Origin of the sequence: Streptomyces sp. R41 (genome assembly GCF_041053055.1) — a bacterium.
Classification (GTDB): domain Bacteria; phylum Actinomycetota; class Actinomycetes; order Streptomycetales; family Streptomycetaceae; genus Streptomyces.
This window is the reverse complement of sequence record NZ_CP163443.1, coordinates 7,489,214-7,504,544: the sequence shown is the minus strand read 5'-3', so window position 1 is coordinate 7,504,544 and position 15,331 is coordinate 7,489,214. Positions and strand designations below refer to the sequence as shown.

The window sequence follows — 15,331 nt, the reverse complement described above, 5'->3', positions numbered from 1 at the left end:
TGCCGCTGGGGTGTCGTTCGCATCCCATGCTCGGCAATGGCCTCCTCGTCAGATCTGCTGTCGTCCGACACACGCGCGTGGGTGCCGGCGTACGCGGACGACTGCTGTCGACCCTATAGGGGTCGCGCGTCGATCGCGGTACGGACTCAGATGCCGACCTTGATGCGCACGAAGCGCTTCAGGGTGACACCGGCCTCGTCCAGGACCTTCTGGACGGACTTCTTGTTGTCGAGCGCGTACGGCTGGCCCAGGAGGGTGGCCTCCTTGAAGAAGCCGTTGACGCGACCCTCGACGATCTTCGGGAGGGCGGCCTCGGGCTTGCCCTCGGCGCGGGTGGTCTCCTCGGCGACGCGGCGCTCGGACTCGACGACCTCGGCCGGCACGTCCTCCTTGGAGAGGTACTTCGGCGCGAAGGCGGCGATGTGCTGCGCGACACCCTTGGCGAGCTCGGCGTCGGCCTTGTCCAGCTCGACCAGGACACCGATCTGCGGGGGCAGGTCGGGCATGGTGCGGTGCATGTACGCGGTGACGTAGGCGCCGGAGAACTGGGCGAAGCGGTCCAGGACGATCTTCTCGCCCAGGTTGGCGTTGGCCTCGTCGACGAACGCCTGAACCGTCTTGCCGGGCTCGATCTCCGAGCCGAGGAGCGCGTCGAGGTCGGCCGGGGAGGTCGCGGCGACGTGCTGCGCGATCTGGTTGGCGACGGCCTGGAACTTCTCGCCCTTGGCGACGAAGTCCGTCTCGCACTTCAGCTCGACCAGGACACCGGAGGTGTTGTCGTCGGCGATGATCGAGACCACGGCGCCGTTCTCGGCGGAGCGGCCCTCGCGCTTGGCGACGCCCTTCTGGCCCTTGATGCGCAGCGCCTCGACGGCCTTGTCGACGCTGCCGTCGGCCTCGTCCAGGGCCTTCTTGCAGTCCATCATGCCGGCGCCGGTGAGCTCACGGAGCTTCTTGACGTCAGCGGCGGTGTAGTTCGCCATGATTCCTGGAATCTCTCTCGGAGTCTGAAGATCTACGGGCCGAACGGCGGGGGCTTTGTGGGCCCCCGCCGTTCACAACCCGAAGGGGTGAGGGGTCAGGCCTGCTCGGCGTCCGCGGCCGGGGCCTCGGCGGCAGGGGCCTCAACAGCGGCCTCGGCCTCAGCGGCCGGAGCCTCGGCCTGCTCGGCGTCGGCGACCTTCTCCGTCTCGGCGGAGGTCTGGACCTCGGCCTCGTCGGCCTTCTTCTCGCCCTCGAGCAGGTCGCGCTCCCACGCGGCGAGCGGCTCGCCCGCGGCCTTGTCACCCTCGGCCTTGCCGGCGCCGGAGCGGGCGATGAGGCCCTCGGCGACGGCGTCGGCGATCACACGGGTGAGCAGGGTGACGGAGCGGATCGCGTCGTCGTTGCCCGGGATCTTGTAGTCGACCTCGTCGGGGTCGCAGTTGGTGTCGAGGATGGCGACGACCGGGATGTTGAGCTTCCGGGCCTCGCCGACCGCGATGTGCTCCTTCTTGGTGTCCACGATCCAGACGGCGCTGGGCACCTTCTGCATCTCGCGGATACCACCGAGGGTCTTCTCCAGCTTGGCCTTCTCGCGCGAGAGCACGAGAAGCTCCTTCTTGGTCAGACCGGAAGCGGCGACGTCCTCGAAGTCGATCTGCTCGAGCTCCTTGAGGCGCTGCAGACGCTTGTAGACGGTGGAGAAGTTGGTGAGCATGCCGCCCAGCCAGCGCTGGTTGACGTAGGGCATGCCGACGCGGGTGGCCTGCTCGGCGATGGCCTCCTGCGCCTGCTTCTTCGTGCCGACGAACATGACCGTGCCGCCGTGGGCGACGGTCTCCTTGACGAACTCGTAGGCGCGGTCGATGTACGACAGCGACTGGAGCAGGTCGATGATGTAGATGCCGTTGCGCTCGGTGAAGATGAAGCGCTTCATCTTCGGGTTCCAGCGACGGGTCTGGTGACCGAAGTGGACGCCGCTTTCCAGCAGCTCCCGCATCGTGACGACGGCCATGGCCGTTCTCCTTGGTGTTCTCGGTTGTGCCGCGAGTGCCGGACGGCACTCGCGCCTGACGCCCGCGATGCGCCTTGCCGCGAGGGACCGAGAGGCGCTGACACCGGTTTTTGATGACCAGGTGTCGGGGCGTGCGAAGTCGACCCGGTGACCCGGATCGCCATCAGAAGTGTACGGGACCCGAGAGGCACCGGGTGACGCCGCTGTCCACAACCGGCCGGTACTCCACAGATCCCGGCCATGATCCGCCCGATGCGGGACGGTTCTCGCATGCGAGCGAAACGATATGTGCGTACGTGGCTGGGGTTGCTGCTGGGCATGACGGTGACCGTCCTGGGGGCGCTGACCCCGTCGGCCCTGGCCCGCACGACCGCGACGGCGACACCGGCCCCGCCGGGAACGCCGGAACCAGCGGGCCCCGATCCGACGGTCCCGACCGTCGCCCGTACGTGGCCGGTGGGTCTACGCCCTTTGGTCGTACGAGGCTGGGGACCCCCGGCAACGCCCTACGGCCGGGGCCACCGCGGCGTGGACCTGGCCGCGGCTCCCGGAACGGCCGTACGGGCGGTCGCACCCGGGCGCGTGTCCTTCGCCGGCGCGGTCGCGGGCCGCGGTGTCGTCTCGGTGGAACTGTCGGGCACGGGCACGCCGCCCTTGCGGACGACGTACGGACCGGTACGGGCCTCGGTGAAGAAGGGCGACGAGGTCGGGACGGGCGACATCCTGGGCACGGTGGAGCCGGGCGGCTCCCACTGCCCGACGTCCTGCCTGCACTGGGGTCTGCTGAAGGGGAGAACGTACCTGGACCCACTGTCCTTGCTCCCACCGTGGCTGCTGCACAGAGGCCCGTCCCGCTTGCTGCCGGTGATCGGGAAACCGTCCTAGCCGTGGTCATGCGCGCCGCCAGGGGCGGCGCCCCACCCATCGCCACCTCCGCAGCCATGGGCAATCGTGCCGCTGCGGCGGCGCGCCCACCCCAAAGAGAGCGGCACCCCGTAAACGCCGGGCTGCGCGACCCACCCCGAGCTCAACCCCGGCCCCGGGTGCCCAACAAGAACGGGGTCAGCCCCGAACGCCCCGAAGAGCCATGCCAACAGCCGCATCCGTAATGACGGTGGGTTCCTCCGCCGCGCCCAGTTCAATCCGCCGCACGGCCGCGTCCACCACACCCTGAAGCAGCATCGCGGCCAACCGGGGCTCCCTATGCCCCATCTCCCCGAGCGCCTCGACGATCATCGCCACGAGCCCGCCGTGAGCCGCACGGATCTTCTCCCGCGCCCCGGCATCGAGCTCGCTCGCCGAGATGGCCACCACGGCCCGGTGCCGCCGGTCCCCGACCAACGCCAGCTGCCGGCGTACATAGGCCTCGACCTTGCCCTCCGGAGAGGAGGCCCGCTCCATCGCCGCCGCGACCTCCGCGGCCCAGACGGGAAAGTCGACCTCGCACAGCTCCTCGACCACGGCCGCCCGCGACCGGAAGTACTCGTACACGGAGGACCGCGCGAGCCCCGTGCGCTCAGCGAGAGCGGGGAAGGTCAGCGCCTCCGTCCCGCCCTCGGACAGCAGGGACCGCGCCGCGTCCAGCAGGGCGGCTCGCTGCATCGACCGGTGCTCGGCCACGGAGGCCGCTCGAATCCTTGGCACGTCAACCACTCTACGGACGGACCGCCTCGGACGGCAGCCACTCCGACCACCCGACCGGTGAAGGGAGCCGGTACACCTGCTGGGCAGGGACGATTCAGCGGCGTGCCACCGCCGAGCTCAGCGGCCGAAACTCGCCAGCTTGGCGCGCAACTGGAGTACCGACTTGGTGTGGATCTGGCTCACCCGACTCTCGGTCACCCCCAGCACGTTGCCGATCTCCGCGAGCGTGAGCCCCTCGTAGTAGTAGAGCGTGACTACGGTCTTCTCCCGATCGGGGAGCGTATTGATCGCCCTCGCCAGAAACCTCCGCAGCTCCCGGTCCTCGGCCACCTCGACCGGATTGTCGGCCGCGGTGTCCTCCAGGGTGTCCATCAGGCTCAGCCGGTCACCGCCCTCGCCGCCGACATGCAGCAACTCCTCCAGAGCCACCACATTCGCCAGCGACAACTGGCTGAACACTGCATGGAGTTCCTCCAGCTCGATACCCATCTCGGAGGCCACCTCGCACTCCGACGGGGTGCGCCGCAGCCGTGCCTCCAGCGTCGCGTACGCCCGCTCCACGTTGCGCGCCTTCTGCCGCACCGACCGCGGGATCCAGTCCAGTGCTCGCAGTTCGTCGATCATCGCGCCTCGGATCCGCGTGATCGCGTACGTCTCGAACTTGATCTCCCGCTCGATGTCGAACTTCTCGATCGCGTCGATCAGCCCGAACACGCCCGACGAGACGAAGTCGGCCTGCTCGACATTGGCCGGCAGACCCACGCTCACCCGCCCCGCGACGTACTTCACCAAAGGCGAGTAGTGCAGGATCAACTGCTCCCGCAGCCGCTCGTCACCCGTCGCCTTGTACGACCGCCACAGTTCATCGAGCGTCGAGGGAGCGGGCGGGCGCACGCTACCGCCGTCGCGGGCGGCTGGCGGGATCGCCGCCCGGTCGGACCCGGAGGTGTGCTGGGGCATTCGTCGCCTTGTGCCGTTCTGCCGTGAACTGGGAGTACCTGGGTGAGTGTCGGTCTGATGTCGATATTGCCGGTCTGAGTCGGAATCCCCGTGAGCGTAGCGTGACTGGGGTGTCGCAGTGCGCGAAGGGCCGCGGATCACCCGCGCGCAGAGGCGTTCCGCTGAGCGTCCCCCGGCGTCACGGCGATCGCGCTGCGTGACCGCCGAGAGACGCCAACTGCGGGAATTCCCAAGGGTGTCGGCGTTCGCCCGGACGGCCGAACACGCTGGGTCAGCACGCTCCCCGATCGCCGCGGACGGAGATCATCGCCTGGCGTGTCAACTTCCAGCCGTCGCCGTGTCGTTCGACGAAACCAAGTGCTCGGAGTTCGTACAGTCTCCCGACCGCGTCGTCCACGGTGGTCCCCGCGCCCCGGGCGATCTCCTCAGCCCCCGTCAGGCCGCGCGCCGGCAGCGCGGCCAGCACGCGTCCGGCGCCCGGTTCCAGCAGGTCGCGCGGCAGGACGGGCCCGCGGCGGTCGGGGGCCAGCTCACCCATGTCGCCCACAAGTTCGGTGACCTCCGCGGCGTCGGAGACCAGGACCGCCTCCCCGCGGAGCAGTTCGTGCACCCCGGCCGACAGCCCGCTCGTGGCGGGGCCCGGCACCCCCATCGTGAACCGCCCGAGCCGCTGCGCCGCACGGGCGGTGACCAGCGCACCACTGCGATACGCCGCCTCGACGACCACGGTCCCCCGGGTGAGCGCCGCGATGACCCTGTTTCTGAGGATGAATCTGCTCGGCGTCGGATGGTCGCCGGGCGGCAACTCCCCCACCACCAGTCCCTGTTCCGCGATTCTGGTGATCAATTCGGTGTGCCCGCGCGGGTAGGGCCGGTCGACGCCGCAGGCCAGTACGGCGACGGTGGCGCCGCCCGCCCCGAGGGCGCCCCGGTGCGCGGCACCGTCCACGCCGTAGGCGCCGCCGGACACGACCACCCAGCCGCGCTCCGCGAGACCGGCGCCGAGGGTGGCCGCCATGTGGGCGCCGTACTCGGTGCAGGCCCGGGCTCCGACGACGGCGACGGAGCGCAGCGCCCATATCCGCAGACTGGGGTGCCCCCGGACCCACAGGCCGGTGGGCCGGGCGTCCCCCAGGTCGTCGAGCTGCGCGGGCCACTCGGACTCACCGGGACAGATGAATCTCACTCCGGCGTGCCGCGCCTGCGCCAGATCCCGCTCCGGCCGCACCCGGCCGGCCCGCCCCCGCAGCCCCTCCCATCGCTTCTCGCTCACGCCCGGCAGCGGCTCGCCTCCCTCCACCAGCCGCCGCGCCACCTCCACGGCCCCGAATTCCCGCAGCCATCGCCCACCGGCCTCGTCCCCGGGCTCGATGACCCGAGCGAGGGCGACGCGCGCCATGCGCTCGTCGTCCGTCATTTCGGCGAGCCGATCATCATCGGCACCCCTCGCGGGACGCCGGTGCGCAGCTGGAGAGCCAGGGCGACATCCCCGGCGTCGGGTCGGTCGTGTCCCGACAGGTCCGCGACCGTCCACGCCACGCGGAGCACCCGGTCCAGGCCGCGTGCGGTCAGCACACCGCGCTCCAGTCCGCGCTCCGCCTCGTCCATCGCTCCCGGCAGTGCCTGCCAGCGGCCGCGCAGCTCGCGTCCCGGCACCTCACTGTTGGTATGCCACGGAGTGCCGGTCAGCCGCGCGGTGGCACGCTCGCGGGCAGCGCTCACCCGGTCGGCCACCGCCCGCGTGGACTCACCCTGGGCGCCGCGCGCCGTCAGTTCGGAACGGGTGACCGGCTCGACCTCCACCCGCAGATCGACCCGGTCGAGCAGCGGCCCGGACAGCCTGACCTGGTAGCGGCGTACGGAGGAGGGCGGGCACTCGCAGAAGTCGTTCGCCGCGCTGAAGCGCCCGCACGGGCACGGGTTGGCGGCGAGCACCATCAGAAACTTCGCCGGGAACCGCACTACGCCGGCGCTGCGCGCGATCACGACATGACCGGCCTCCAGAGGCTGCCGCAGGGCGTCGAGCGCGAAGCTGCTGAACTCCGGCGCCTCGTCGAGAAAGAGCACACCACGGTGCGACAACGACACCGCGCCCGGTCGCGCGAGCCCCTTGCCGCCGCCGACGAGGGACTGCATCGTCGCCGAGTGGTGGGGTGCGCAGTACGGCGGGACGTCCACCATCGGCCTGCCCGGCGGCAGCAGGCCCGCGACCGAGTGGATCGCCGTGACCTCAAGGGATTCCTGCCGGGTGAGACGCGGCATGAGCGACGGCATCCGCTCGGCGAGCATCGTCTTGCCCGCGCCGGGTGGCCCTTGCAGGAAGACATGGTGCCCACCCGCTGCCGCGACCTCCATCGCGGTGCGCGCCGACATCTGGCCGACCACGTCGGCGAGGTCGTGCCCTTGGTCGTGCTCGGGCACGGCGATGCCGCACAGGCCGGTGGCCTCCCCCGTGCCGGGCACGCGCAGGCCCGCGAGCAGCGGATCCGGGCGCCCCTGCTCGTCCGGCTCCTCCTCGGGTACCGGCTCGTCCGTGAGCACCGCGATCAGCTGGCGCAGACTGCGCACCCCGAGCACCGAGACCCCCGGCACCAGCGAGGCCTCGGCCGCCGCGCACTCCGGCACCACCACCTGCTCGTACCCGGCGTCCGCCGCGGCCAGCACCGCCGGCAGCACACCTCGCACCGGCCGTACCCGTCCGTCCAGTCCGAGCTCCCCGATCATCACGATGTCGGAGAGCACCCGTGGATCGATCCGCTCGGAAGCTCCGAGGACCGCACAGGCGACAGCGAGATCGAACCCGCTGCCGCCCTTGGGCACCGACGCCGGACTCAGCCCCACCGTGAGCTTCTTCTGGGGCCACGACGCGCCGGAATTCACCACCGCCGCCCGGACCCGGTCCTTGCTCTCCGTCAGGCTCTTGTCGGGAAGGCCGACCAGGGTGAAGGCCGCGACGCCGGGCTCCAGGTCGGCCTGGACCTCGACCACGACGCCCTCGACGCCGACCAGCGCCACCGAACACGTACGCGCGAATCCCATCAGGCCACCCCCCGCGCATGCTCGACCACGGGCGCGCCGCGGTCGGGGAGGACGACGCCGATCAGGTCGATGCGGACGCCGCCGGGTGGTGCCCCGCCGTGTTCTTGGAGCCAGCGCTCGGCCAGACCACGCAGGCGCTGGGCCTTGGCCGGGGTGACGGCCGCCATCGGGTGCTCGAAGGCGCCCGCCTTGCGGGTCTTGACCTCGCAGACGACCAACGCGTCGCCGTCGCGCGCCACGATGTCGATCTCGCCGGTCCTGCCGCAGCGCCAGTTGCGCGCCAGGACCGTCATCCCGGTCTCCGTCAGCCGCCGCGCGGCCAGGTCCTCGCCGTACTCGCCGAGTGCCCTGTGTGCCTTGGGTGTGTTCATGTCGGCACCACCTCCGGCGCCAACATTGAGGCCACTTCGACTTGCTATTGGATCTTGGTGGACGAGCGGATGGTTGTGGAAAACTCCGTCACCCACACGAGTGGTCACCGCAGGTCACAGTGCATGTACCAGCCGCGCGTCGCACCGCACGTCATCAGCCGCCCGGCAGCTCCAGGTCGCTCTTGTTCAGCTCCTCAATGTTCACGTCCTTGAACGTGAGTACGCGTACCTGCTTCACGAAGCGAGCGGGGCGGTACATGTCCCACACCCAGGCGTCCGCCATGGACACCTCGAAAAACACCTCGCCCTGGACCGAGTGCACCTGCATCTCGTAGTCATTGGTGAGGTAGAAGCGCCGTTCGGTCTCGATCACATATTTGAACAGACCGACGACATCGCGGTACTCCCGATAGAGCTTCAGCTCCATCTCGGTCTCGTACTTCTCGAGGTCCTCGGCGCTCATGGCATGTTCCCCTTCAGCCGTGCGTCCCCCTATTGTGCGCCAGCCCCGCGAGCCCCTAGACGATTTCCGTGTCGAGGACCTCGGGCGTGGCCGGGGGACCCTCGTCGAGCACCCTGCGCAGCAGCTCGGCGAGTCTGGTCGGATACACCGTCTCATGTGCCTCGGTCAGTTCCTGGCACGTCCACCAGCGTGCTCCGGCGACACTGCGCCGTTCCAGATCCGTCAGCCCCGCGGCCACCGTGGCCGTCTGGGTCGTACGGGCCAGGTAGTACCACTCGTCCTGGTCCCAGCGGCGCCCCGCGAACGGGAAGGAGCACGTCCGCCGCCAGAGCACCGGGCCCAGCTCGACCTCGGTGATTCCGGTCTCCTCCGCGAGTTCCCGCAGCGCGGCCTGCTCTCGGGTCTCGGCGCCCTCCAGGCCGCCGCCGGGCGTGAACCACCAGTCGTCGGCGGGATCGTCCGGCTCGTGCCCGTGCAGCAGCAGAATGCGTTCCTCGGGGTCGAGCAGCACCACACGGGCGACCTTCCGCAGCCCGCCCCGGTACTCGTCCGGGGTCACCGTTCCGCCGTCGTGCGGAGGTTCGTCGTACGACACCTCAGCGGGCACCCGCGGGCTCCGTCCGGGCCCGGCTACGTCGGCCCGCGCGGCCGGCGATCGGACCGTACGCCGCGCCGCCCAGGACGAGCACCGCACCGGCGATCACCGCGCCGACCATCAGGCGCAGCGGTCCCGGCTGGGAGAGGCTGCCCAGCGTCTCCCAGCCGGTCGGCCGCTTCAGCATGCCGTTCATGGGCCAGACGACGGCGTCGACCCTGGCGCTCACGGCATTGCGCGACACCGTGCCGCCGGCCGCGTCCGTGAGGTGGGCGCTGGAGTCCAGAGAGCCCTGGCGTTCGTCGCCGAGCAGGAACAGGCGTCCCTCGGGCACCTTCACGGTCGGGATGTTCGTGATCTCCGCCAGACTGCCCTTGGGCAGATACGGTTCGTCGATCTGCTTGCCGTTGACGGTCAGCTTGCCGTTGGTGCAACAGGAGACCGTGTCGCCGCCGACGGCGACCACGCGCTTGACCACGGCCGCGTTGGTGACCCAGGTCTTGTCGCGGAAGACGACGACGTCACCGCGGCGTACCTCGCTGCCGTCGATGCGCTGCGCCAGTACCCGGTCACCGGCGTCGATCGTCGGCGTCATCGAACTGGTGGGCACGGTGTACGGCCGGTAGACCACCGCCCCCCAGGCGAACCCTCCGAGGAACAGCACCAGGCCCAGCGCGACAGCCAGTCCGGACAGCCTCTGTCCGACCCGGCCACCCGCCTGGGCCTTGCTTGCGCCACCGCTGCGCGGGGCCGTACGTGTCGAGCTCTCGCCACCCATGGGTCCGCACCTTACCCGGGGGTACGGTGCGCGGTCAGCCCATGGTCTGATCACGAATACCGGCTCCGGAACGCGCCCGGTCGGCCGACGCCTCGACCTGCTGCCGAGCGCCCCGTACGACCGAGGGGCCGGTGGCCCGGACGAATCCGGGCCGACCGGCCCCAAGGGGACGCTTCAGCGCGTTACCTGGACGACTTCCGCTTCCGTCGCACCAGCACCAGCGGAACCGCGCCCACCAGCGCGACGGCAGCCGGCGAGGTGACCGCGGCCGCCGCCTGGTCGCTCAGGCCGGTCTGGTCGAAGGTGTCCGGGACGGGGAGGGTGCCCCAGCGGTTGATGGGCCAGGCCTTGACGATGGCGCGCCCGACGACCTTGTCCACGGGGACCATGCCGTGGTGCCTGTCCGTCTGGTTGTAGCGCGAGTCCCGCGAGTTCTGGCGGTGGTCGCCCATCACCCAGATCATGCCCTTGGGGACCTTGACCTTGAACTGACCGCCCTCTTCGTCGACGCTGCACGGGGTGTTGCCCGGGTACACGTACGGCTCGTTCAGTGCCTTGCCGTTGACGGTCAGCGGGCCGGTGCCCTTGCACTGGATGGTGTCTCCGCCGACGCCGATGACCCGCTTGATGAGGTCCTTCTCCTCGGCGGACGGCATCAGGCCGATCCAACTGAGGACCGTCTGCAGGGCGTTCGGGTTGGCCGTGGGCTCGCCCGCCAGCCAGTTGTCGGGGTCGTGGAAGACGACGACCTCGCCGCGCTCCGGCTCGGAGCCGAACCACGGGGTCAGCTTGTCGACCAGGACACGGTCGCCCTGCTGGAGGGTGTTCTGCATCGAGTCCGAGGGGATCGAGAACGCCTGCACCAGGAACGTCTTGATCAGCAGCGCGAGGACCAGGGCGATGCCGATCAGGATCGGCAGCTCCTTCCAGAAGGAGCGCTGCTTCTTCGACTTCTCGTCCTGCTCGGCGCGCTCGGTCGCAGCGCTGCCGTCCTCGGACTCACTCCCGGAACCGGATGCGCCCTCTACGGCCGGGGAAGCCGAATCGTCGGGCCGCTCCGGCTGCCCTTCGGGACCTTCGTGTCCGGACCGTGCGCCGACCGCCACATCCCCCACATCCACTCCTCACTCCGTGCCGCCGCCCGCGTCGTCGAATTCGGCGCAGGCCCACCACTCCCATAACGAGCGGGAGTTCCGCAGGGCTCGGGAGGGGGATCAATCCGTCTGGATCCGCAGGGGCCACCCTATGCGACTGAGCGAGAGCGGACGTCGACCCTCCAGGCGCGTCGGCGACAGTCGCAAACGTGCTCGGTTCCTTGAGACGGGTCCAGTGACCGATGGGCCAGCCGATGAGCATGGCCCGGCCGACGACCGACTTCTCGGAGACGGTGCCGCTGAACTTGTCGGTGCGGTGGTAGCGGGAATCGGCGGAGTTGCCTCGGTGGTCGCCCAGAACGAACAGACGGCCCTCGGGCACCTTCACCTCGAAGGCGAAGTCCGACGGCTTGTCTCCGGCGTAGATGTAGGGCTCACTCAGCGGCGTGCCGTTGACGGTCACCCGGCCTTGCGTGTCACAGCACTTGACCGTGTCACCGCCGACGCCCACGACCCGCTTGATGAGGTCCTTCTCGTTGTCGGACGGCAGCAGGCCGATGAAGGTCAACCCTTCCTTGACCTGCTTGACGACAACGGGGTCGTCCTTCTTCTTGGTCTCCTCGGCCGTGAGCCAGCCCCCGGGGTCCTTGAAGACGACCACATCACCGCGCTGAGGCTTGGAGCCGAACCAGGGGGTGAGCTTGTCGACCAGGACACGGTCGCCGATCTGGATCGTGTTCTCCATGGAGCCCGACGGGATCACGAAGGCCTGGACGAGGAAGGTCTTGAGGACCAGCGCTATCAGCACCGCGACGCCGACGAGGAGGGGTATCTCCTTGATCGCCGAGCGCCGCCTGCGCCGCTTGATCTTGCGGGCGAGCTTGCGCCGCTCGACACGGCTCGGCCGGACCGCGCCCCCGGAGGCGCGCCGGGTGCCGGTGGGCAGCAGGTTGTCGGCGGCGCTGGTGGAGACCCCGCGCGGTTTGCCACGGTTACCCATGGGCACCGTCCGCGGCGGGCACGCGCGCGTAGACGTCGGGACGCGTCAGCCGGGTCCAGTGGTCGGCGGGCCAGGCGATCCAGTCGGCTCTGCCGATGACGTCGGAGACGGGGATCATGCCGCCGCCGGGCGAGCCCAGATGGTCGCGGGAGTCGCTGGAGTCACTGCGGTGGTCGCCGAGGAGGAAGAGGGAGCCGTCGGGCACGACGACGTCGAAACGCACGTCGGACGGGCTGTCCCCGGGATACAGAAACGTCGACTCGTCGACCGACCGGCCGTTCACCTCGAGCCTCCTCTCCTTGTCGCAGCAGACCACATGGTCTCCCCCCACACCGACGACGCGCTTGATGTAGTCGGCGTTCCCGAAATACCCAGTGCCGTCGAACACAACGACGTCGCCCCGCTGCGGCTCAGCACCGAAACGGTACGCCAACTTATTTACGAGAACGCGGTCCCCGATCCTCAATCCCGACTCCATGGAGCCGCTGGGAATTTGGAACGGCTGCATCACAAACCGGCTGACGAGCAGCAGGAAGACCAGGCAGACCAGCACGGTCAGAGTGATCCGGCCGCCCGGGAGCCAGTCGGCGGCCCGGTCCACCAACGCGAAACGCGACCGGCCCTCCGGCCCCTCGGTGTCCGAGAAGTTCTCGGATTCGGAAGGGCGGGAGGAGCGGTCGCGCTCCATCGGCTGTGCTTCGGTGTCCATCGGGGCCAGATGTTATCCGGCCCCGCTTTGAACCCCGATGTGAGCTCAGCTCTCGCGCTTCTCCTTGATCTTCGCGGCCTTGCCGCGGAGATCACGCAGGTAGTACAGCTTCGCGCGACGCACGTCACCGCGGGTGACGAGCTCGATCTTCTCGACGATCGGGGTGTGCACCGGGAAGGTGCGCTCGACGCCGACCGAGAAGGAGACCTTGCGGACCGTGAAGGTCTCGCGGACACCGGCGCCCTGGCGGCGGATGACTACGCCCTTGAACTGCTGCACACGGGAGCGATTGCCCTCGATGACGCGGACGTGGACGTTGACGGTGTCACCCGGACGGAAGGCCGGGATGTCGCTGCGCAGCGACGCGTTGTCGACGGAGTCGAGCAGGTGAGACATTTCGTCTGCTTTCTTCGCTGATGCCACAGGTCATCAACGGGAGATAGTTTTCCAAGAGGGTGCTGCCGCGTCGGGGCGGGCGTCGTGTCCCCCTGTGGCAGGGGCGCACGCCGGACGACGTACAGCAGCGCCCTATTCTTCCACGGCCTCTGGCCTGCGCCAAAATCGGCCGTCGGGACCCGGCTGCCAGCCCAGGATGGAGAGCATTTCGCGGTCCTTCTTGTCGAAGACGGAAGGGTCGCAGCGCTCGATGAGGTCGGGTCGGTTCGCCGTCGTACGGCGCAGGGCCTCGTCACGGCGCCAGCGGGCGATCTTCCCGTGGTGGCCGCTGACCAGCACCTCCGGGATCTCGCGGCCGCGCCACGCCGGGGGCTTGGTGTAAACCGGCCCCTCCAGGAGGTTGGCCATGGCCCCGGGGGCGAAGGAGTCGTCCCTGTGGGACTCGGCGTTGCCGAGGACACCGGGCAGCAGGCGCGCGACGGCCTCCGTGACGACCAGGACGGCCGCCTCGCCGCCGGCGAGTACGTAGTCGCCGATGGACACCTCGTAGACGGGCATCCGGGTGGCGTACTCGTCGATGACACGGCGATCGATGCCCTCGTAGCGTGCGGGCGTGAACACCAGCCAGGGACGCTCGGAGAGCTCGACGGCGAGCTCCTGGGTGAAGGGGCGCCCGCTGGGCGTGGGGACCACCAGTACGGGCCCGTGGGAGCCCGTTTCGTAGCCGTCCGCCAGTACGGAGTCCAGGGCGTCGCCCCAGGGCTCGGTCTTCATGACCATGCCGGGGCCGCCGCCGTACGGGGTGTCGTCGACCGTGTTGTGGCGGTCGTACGTCCACTCCCGAAGATCATGCACGTGCACATTCAGCTGTCCACGCGCGCGTGCCTTGCCGACGAGCGAGACGTTCAGGGGGTCCAGGTACTCGGGGAAGATCGTGACGACGTCGAGCCGCATTACGCCTCGTCCTCGTCCCGGGAGGAGTCGATCTCGGCCCGGTCGTCGATCAGGCCCGGCGGCGGGTCGATGACGGCCCGCTGCTCCTCCAGGTCGATCTCGACGACGATCTCCTCGACGAACGGGATCAGGACCTCGGTCCCGTCCTCACGCTCGACCACGAACAGGTCCTGCGAAGGCAGATGAGAGATCTCGGTGATCCGTCCGACCTCCGCACCGTCCTTGGTGACCACGTCCAGGTCCATCAGCTGGTGGTCGTAGTACTCGTCCGGGTCCTCGGGCTTCTCGTCCGGGTCGACCTCGGCGATCAGCAGGGTGTTGCGCAGCGCCTCGGCGGCGTTCCGGTCCCGTACGCCCTCGAAGCGCAGCAGCAGACGGCCGCTGTGCACACGGCCCGTCTCGATGGTCAGCGGTCCGGCGGAGGCCGGGTCGGTGAGCAGGACGGCGCCGGGCCCGAGCCTGAGTTCCGGCTCGTCCGTACGCACCTCCACGGTGACCTCGCCCTTGATCCCGTGGGCGCGGCCGACGCGAGCGACTACCAGCTGCACTGTGCTTGATCTCCTGTCGGTACGACTACGGGCCGGGGACGGCTCGTAAGCCCTCCCCGGCCCGAGCCGGTGCTGCCTGTTACGTCAGCGGACGTGATCCACGTCGACGAGGTCGACGCGGACACCGCGGCCGCCGATGGCACCCACGACGGTACGCAGAGCGCGCGCGGTGCGGCCGTTGCGGCCGATCACCTTGCCGAGGTCGTCGGGGTGCACCCGGACCTCGAGAACGCGTCCGCGGCGCAGGTTGCGCGAGGCGACCTGCACATCGTCGGGGTTGTCGACGATGCCCTTCACGAGGTGCTCGAGAGCCTCCTCGAGCATGCTCAGGCCTCGGTCGACTCGGACTCGGCCGGGGCCTCGTCCTTCTTCTCAGCCTTCTTCTTCTGGGTGATGGCCTCACCCTTGCCCTCGTCGTCGCCGCCAAGGGCCTCGAACGACGGGCGCGCGGCCTTCGGCTCGGCCACGAGCAGCGGAGCCGGGGCGGGCTCGCCCTTGAACTTCTGCCAGTCGCCGGTCAGCTTCAGGATGGCGAGAACGGGCTCGGTCGGCTGCGCGCCGACACCCAGCCAGTACTGCGCACGGTCCGAGTCGACCTCGATGCGCGAGGGGTTCTGCACCGGGTGGTACAGACCGATCTCCTCGATGGCCCGGCCATCACGGCGGGTACGGGAGTCGGCGACGACGATGCGGTAGTGAGGCGAACGGATCTTGCCCAGACGCTTCAGCTTGATCTTGACTGCCACGGGAGTGGTGTCTCCTGGTCTTGACGTGGTTGGGCACG

19 protein-coding genes are annotated in these 15,331 nt (G+C 69.6%); 1 reads left to right on the top strand and 18 read right to left on the bottom strand.

What is annotated here, in order from left to right:
• Window positions 1–146: 146 nt before the first annotated feature.
• The gene (gene tsf, locus AB5J53_RS34295; protein WP_369249475.1) at window positions 147–983 is read right to left on the bottom strand and encodes a translation elongation factor Ts; all 837 of its coding nucleotides are present in this window, start codon (window positions 981–983) and stop codon (window positions 147–149) included.
• Between the two features lie 95 nt (window positions 984–1,078).
• Window positions 1,079–1,996: a 30S ribosomal protein S2 gene (rpsB, locus tag AB5J53_RS34290; protein WP_369249474.1), complete on the bottom strand. Its 918-nt coding sequence runs from the start codon at window positions 1,994–1,996 to the stop codon at window positions 1,079–1,081.
• A gap of 270 nt (window positions 1,997–2,266) precedes the next feature.
• On the opposite strand from rpsB, the gene AB5J53_RS34285 reads away from it, so the two are divergent.
• On the top strand, window positions 2,267–2,881 hold the full coding sequence (locus AB5J53_RS34285) for a murein hydrolase activator EnvC (protein ID WP_369249473.1): 615 nt from the start codon (window positions 2,267–2,269) through the stop codon (window positions 2,879–2,881).
• Window positions 2,882–3,058: 177 nt separating this feature from the next.
• On the opposite strand, the gene AB5J53_RS34280 is transcribed toward AB5J53_RS34285, so the two are convergent.
• The 16 genes from AB5J53_RS34280 to rpsP form a co-directional block, all read right to left on the bottom strand.
• On the bottom strand, window positions 3,059–3,616 hold the full coding sequence (locus tag AB5J53_RS34280; RefSeq protein ID WP_369252636.1) for a TetR/AcrR family transcriptional regulator: 558 nt from the start codon (window positions 3,614–3,616) through the stop codon (window positions 3,059–3,061).
• 141 nt (window positions 3,617–3,757) lie between these two features.
• Window positions 3,758–4,600 (bottom strand): RNA polymerase sigma factor WhiG, encoded by an 843-nt coding sequence (gene whiG, locus AB5J53_RS34275; protein ID WP_369249472.1) that lies wholly within the window; start codon window positions 4,598–4,600, stop codon window positions 3,758–3,760.
• Window positions 4,601–4,871: 271 nt separating this feature from the next.
• Entirely contained in the window at window positions 4,872–6,017 is a 1,146-nt protein-coding gene (gene dprA, locus AB5J53_RS34270; RefSeq protein ID WP_369249471.1) for a DNA-processing protein DprA, read from the bottom strand.
• Window positions 6,014–7,639 (bottom strand): YifB family Mg chelatase-like AAA ATPase, encoded by a 1,626-nt coding sequence (locus tag AB5J53_RS34265; protein WP_369249470.1) that lies wholly within the window; start codon window positions 7,637–7,639, stop codon window positions 6,014–6,016. Before AB5J53_RS34265 ends, dprA begins: the two co-directional genes overlap by 4 nt.
• Complete coding sequence (locus tag AB5J53_RS34260; protein WP_229703433.1) at window positions 7,639–8,010, bottom strand: YraN family protein; 372 nt, start codon at window positions 8,008–8,010, stop codon at window positions 7,639–7,641. Before AB5J53_RS34260 ends, AB5J53_RS34265 begins: the two co-directional genes overlap by 1 nt.
• A 154-nt stretch (window positions 8,011–8,164) precedes the next feature.
• The gene (locus AB5J53_RS34255; protein WP_003965949.1) at window positions 8,165–8,473 is read right to left on the bottom strand and encodes a DUF2469 domain-containing protein; all 309 of its coding nucleotides are present in this window, start codon (window positions 8,471–8,473) and stop codon (window positions 8,165–8,167) included.
• A 55-nt stretch (window positions 8,474–8,528) separates the two neighbouring features.
• Window positions 8,529–9,032: an NUDIX hydrolase gene (locus AB5J53_RS34250; RefSeq protein ID WP_369252634.1), complete on the bottom strand. Its 504-nt coding sequence runs from the start codon at window positions 9,030–9,032 to the stop codon at window positions 8,529–8,531.
• Window positions 9,033–9,069: 37 nt separating this feature from the next.
• Window positions 9,070–9,846, bottom strand: a complete 777-nt coding sequence (lepB, locus tag AB5J53_RS34245) for a signal peptidase I (RefSeq protein WP_369249469.1) — start codon at window positions 9,844–9,846, stop codon at window positions 9,070–9,072.
• 182 nt (window positions 9,847–10,028) lie between these two features.
• The gene (gene lepB, locus AB5J53_RS34240; protein WP_369249468.1) at window positions 10,029–10,961 is read right to left on the bottom strand and encodes a signal peptidase I; all 933 of its coding nucleotides are present in this window, start codon (window positions 10,959–10,961) and stop codon (window positions 10,029–10,031) included.
• A complete protein-coding gene (gene lepB, locus AB5J53_RS34235) occupies window positions 10,846–11,940 on the bottom strand; it encodes a signal peptidase I (RefSeq protein ID WP_369249467.1) in 1,095 nt (364 codons plus the stop codon). Before lepB (AB5J53_RS34235) ends, lepB (AB5J53_RS34240) begins: the two co-directional genes overlap by 116 nt.
• On the bottom strand, window positions 11,933–12,649 hold the full coding sequence (lepB, locus tag AB5J53_RS34230) for a signal peptidase I (protein WP_369249466.1): 717 nt from the start codon (window positions 12,647–12,649) through the stop codon (window positions 11,933–11,935). Before lepB (AB5J53_RS34230) ends, lepB (AB5J53_RS34235) begins: the two co-directional genes overlap by 8 nt.
• Before the next feature lie 45 nt (window positions 12,650–12,694).
• The gene (gene rplS, locus AB5J53_RS34225) at window positions 12,695–13,045 is read right to left on the bottom strand and encodes a 50S ribosomal protein L19 (RefSeq protein ID WP_369249465.1); all 351 of its coding nucleotides are present in this window, start codon (window positions 13,043–13,045) and stop codon (window positions 12,695–12,697) included.
• Window positions 13,046–13,177: 132 nt separating this feature from the next.
• Window positions 13,178–13,999: a tRNA (guanosine(37)-N1)-methyltransferase TrmD gene (trmD, locus tag AB5J53_RS34220; protein WP_369249464.1), complete on the bottom strand. Its 822-nt coding sequence runs from the start codon at window positions 13,997–13,999 to the stop codon at window positions 13,178–13,180.
• Window positions 13,999–14,547, bottom strand: coding sequence for a ribosome maturation factor RimM (gene rimM / locus AB5J53_RS34215; protein ID WP_369249463.1), 549 nt, complete (start codon window positions 14,545–14,547; stop codon window positions 13,999–14,001). The genes trmD and rimM overlap by 1 nt, the downstream gene beginning before the upstream one ends.
• Before the next feature lie 84 nt (window positions 14,548–14,631).
• Window positions 14,632–14,871, bottom strand: coding sequence for an RNA-binding protein (locus AB5J53_RS34210; protein WP_003973401.1), 240 nt, complete (start codon window positions 14,869–14,871; stop codon window positions 14,632–14,634).
• A gap of 2 nt (window positions 14,872–14,873) precedes the next feature.
• Entirely contained in the window at window positions 14,874–15,293 is a 420-nt protein-coding gene (gene rpsP / locus AB5J53_RS34205) for a 30S ribosomal protein S16 (RefSeq protein WP_369249462.1), read from the bottom strand.
• Between the last annotated feature and the right edge of the window lie 38 nt (window positions 15,294–15,331).

What these genes read in the sequence shown, in the direction of transcription:
- AB5J53_RS34210 (WP_003973401.1), bottom strand. Translation starts at nt 14,871, where the DNA reads ATGCTCGAGGAGGCTCTCGAGCACCTCGTGAAGGGCATCGTCGACAAC.
- rpsB (WP_369249474.1), bottom strand. Translation starts at nt 1,996, where the DNA reads ATGGCCGTCGTCACGATGCGGGAGCTGCTGGAAAGCGGCGTCCACTTC.
- tsf (WP_369249475.1), bottom strand. Translation starts at nt 983, where the DNA reads ATGGCGAACTACACCGCCGCTGACGTCAAGAAGCTCCGTGAGCTCACC.
- AB5J53_RS34285 (WP_369249473.1), top strand. Translation starts at nt 2,267, where the DNA reads ATGCGAGCGAAACGATATGTGCGTACGTGGCTGGGGTTGCTGCTGGGC.
- rplS (WP_369249465.1), bottom strand. Translation starts at nt 13,045, where the DNA reads ATGTCTCACCTGCTCGACTCCGTCGACAACGCGTCGCTGCGCAGCGAC.
- dprA (WP_369249471.1), bottom strand. Translation starts at nt 6,017, where the DNA reads ATGACGGACGACGAGCGCATGGCGCGCGTCGCCCTCGCTCGGGTCATC.
- AB5J53_RS34260 (WP_229703433.1), bottom strand. Translation starts at nt 8,010, where the DNA reads ATGAACACACCCAAGGCACACAGGGCACTCGGCGAGTACGGCGAGGAC.
- trmD (WP_369249464.1), bottom strand. Translation starts at nt 13,999, where the DNA reads ATGCGGCTCGACGTCGTCACGATCTTCCCCGAGTACCTGGACCCCCTG.
- AB5J53_RS34265 (WP_369249470.1), bottom strand. Translation starts at nt 7,639, where the DNA reads ATGGGATTCGCGCGTACGTGTTCGGTGGCGCTGGTCGGCGTCGAGGGC.
- lepB (WP_369249469.1), bottom strand. Translation starts at nt 9,846, where the DNA reads ATGGGTGGCGAGAGCTCGACACGTACGGCCCCGCGCAGCGGTGGCGCA.
- whiG (WP_369249472.1), bottom strand. Translation starts at nt 4,600, where the DNA reads ATGCCCCAGCACACCTCCGGGTCCGACCGGGCGGCGATCCCGCCAGCC.
- lepB (WP_369249467.1), bottom strand. Translation starts at nt 11,940, where the DNA reads ATGGGTAACCGTGGCAAACCGCGCGGGGTCTCCACCAGCGCCGCCGAC.
- lepB (WP_369249466.1), bottom strand. Translation starts at nt 12,649, where the DNA reads ATGGACACCGAAGCACAGCCGATGGAGCGCGACCGCTCCTCCCGCCCT.
- AB5J53_RS34255 (WP_003965949.1), bottom strand. Translation starts at nt 8,473, where the DNA reads ATGAGCGCCGAGGACCTCGAGAAGTACGAGACCGAGATGGAGCTGAAG.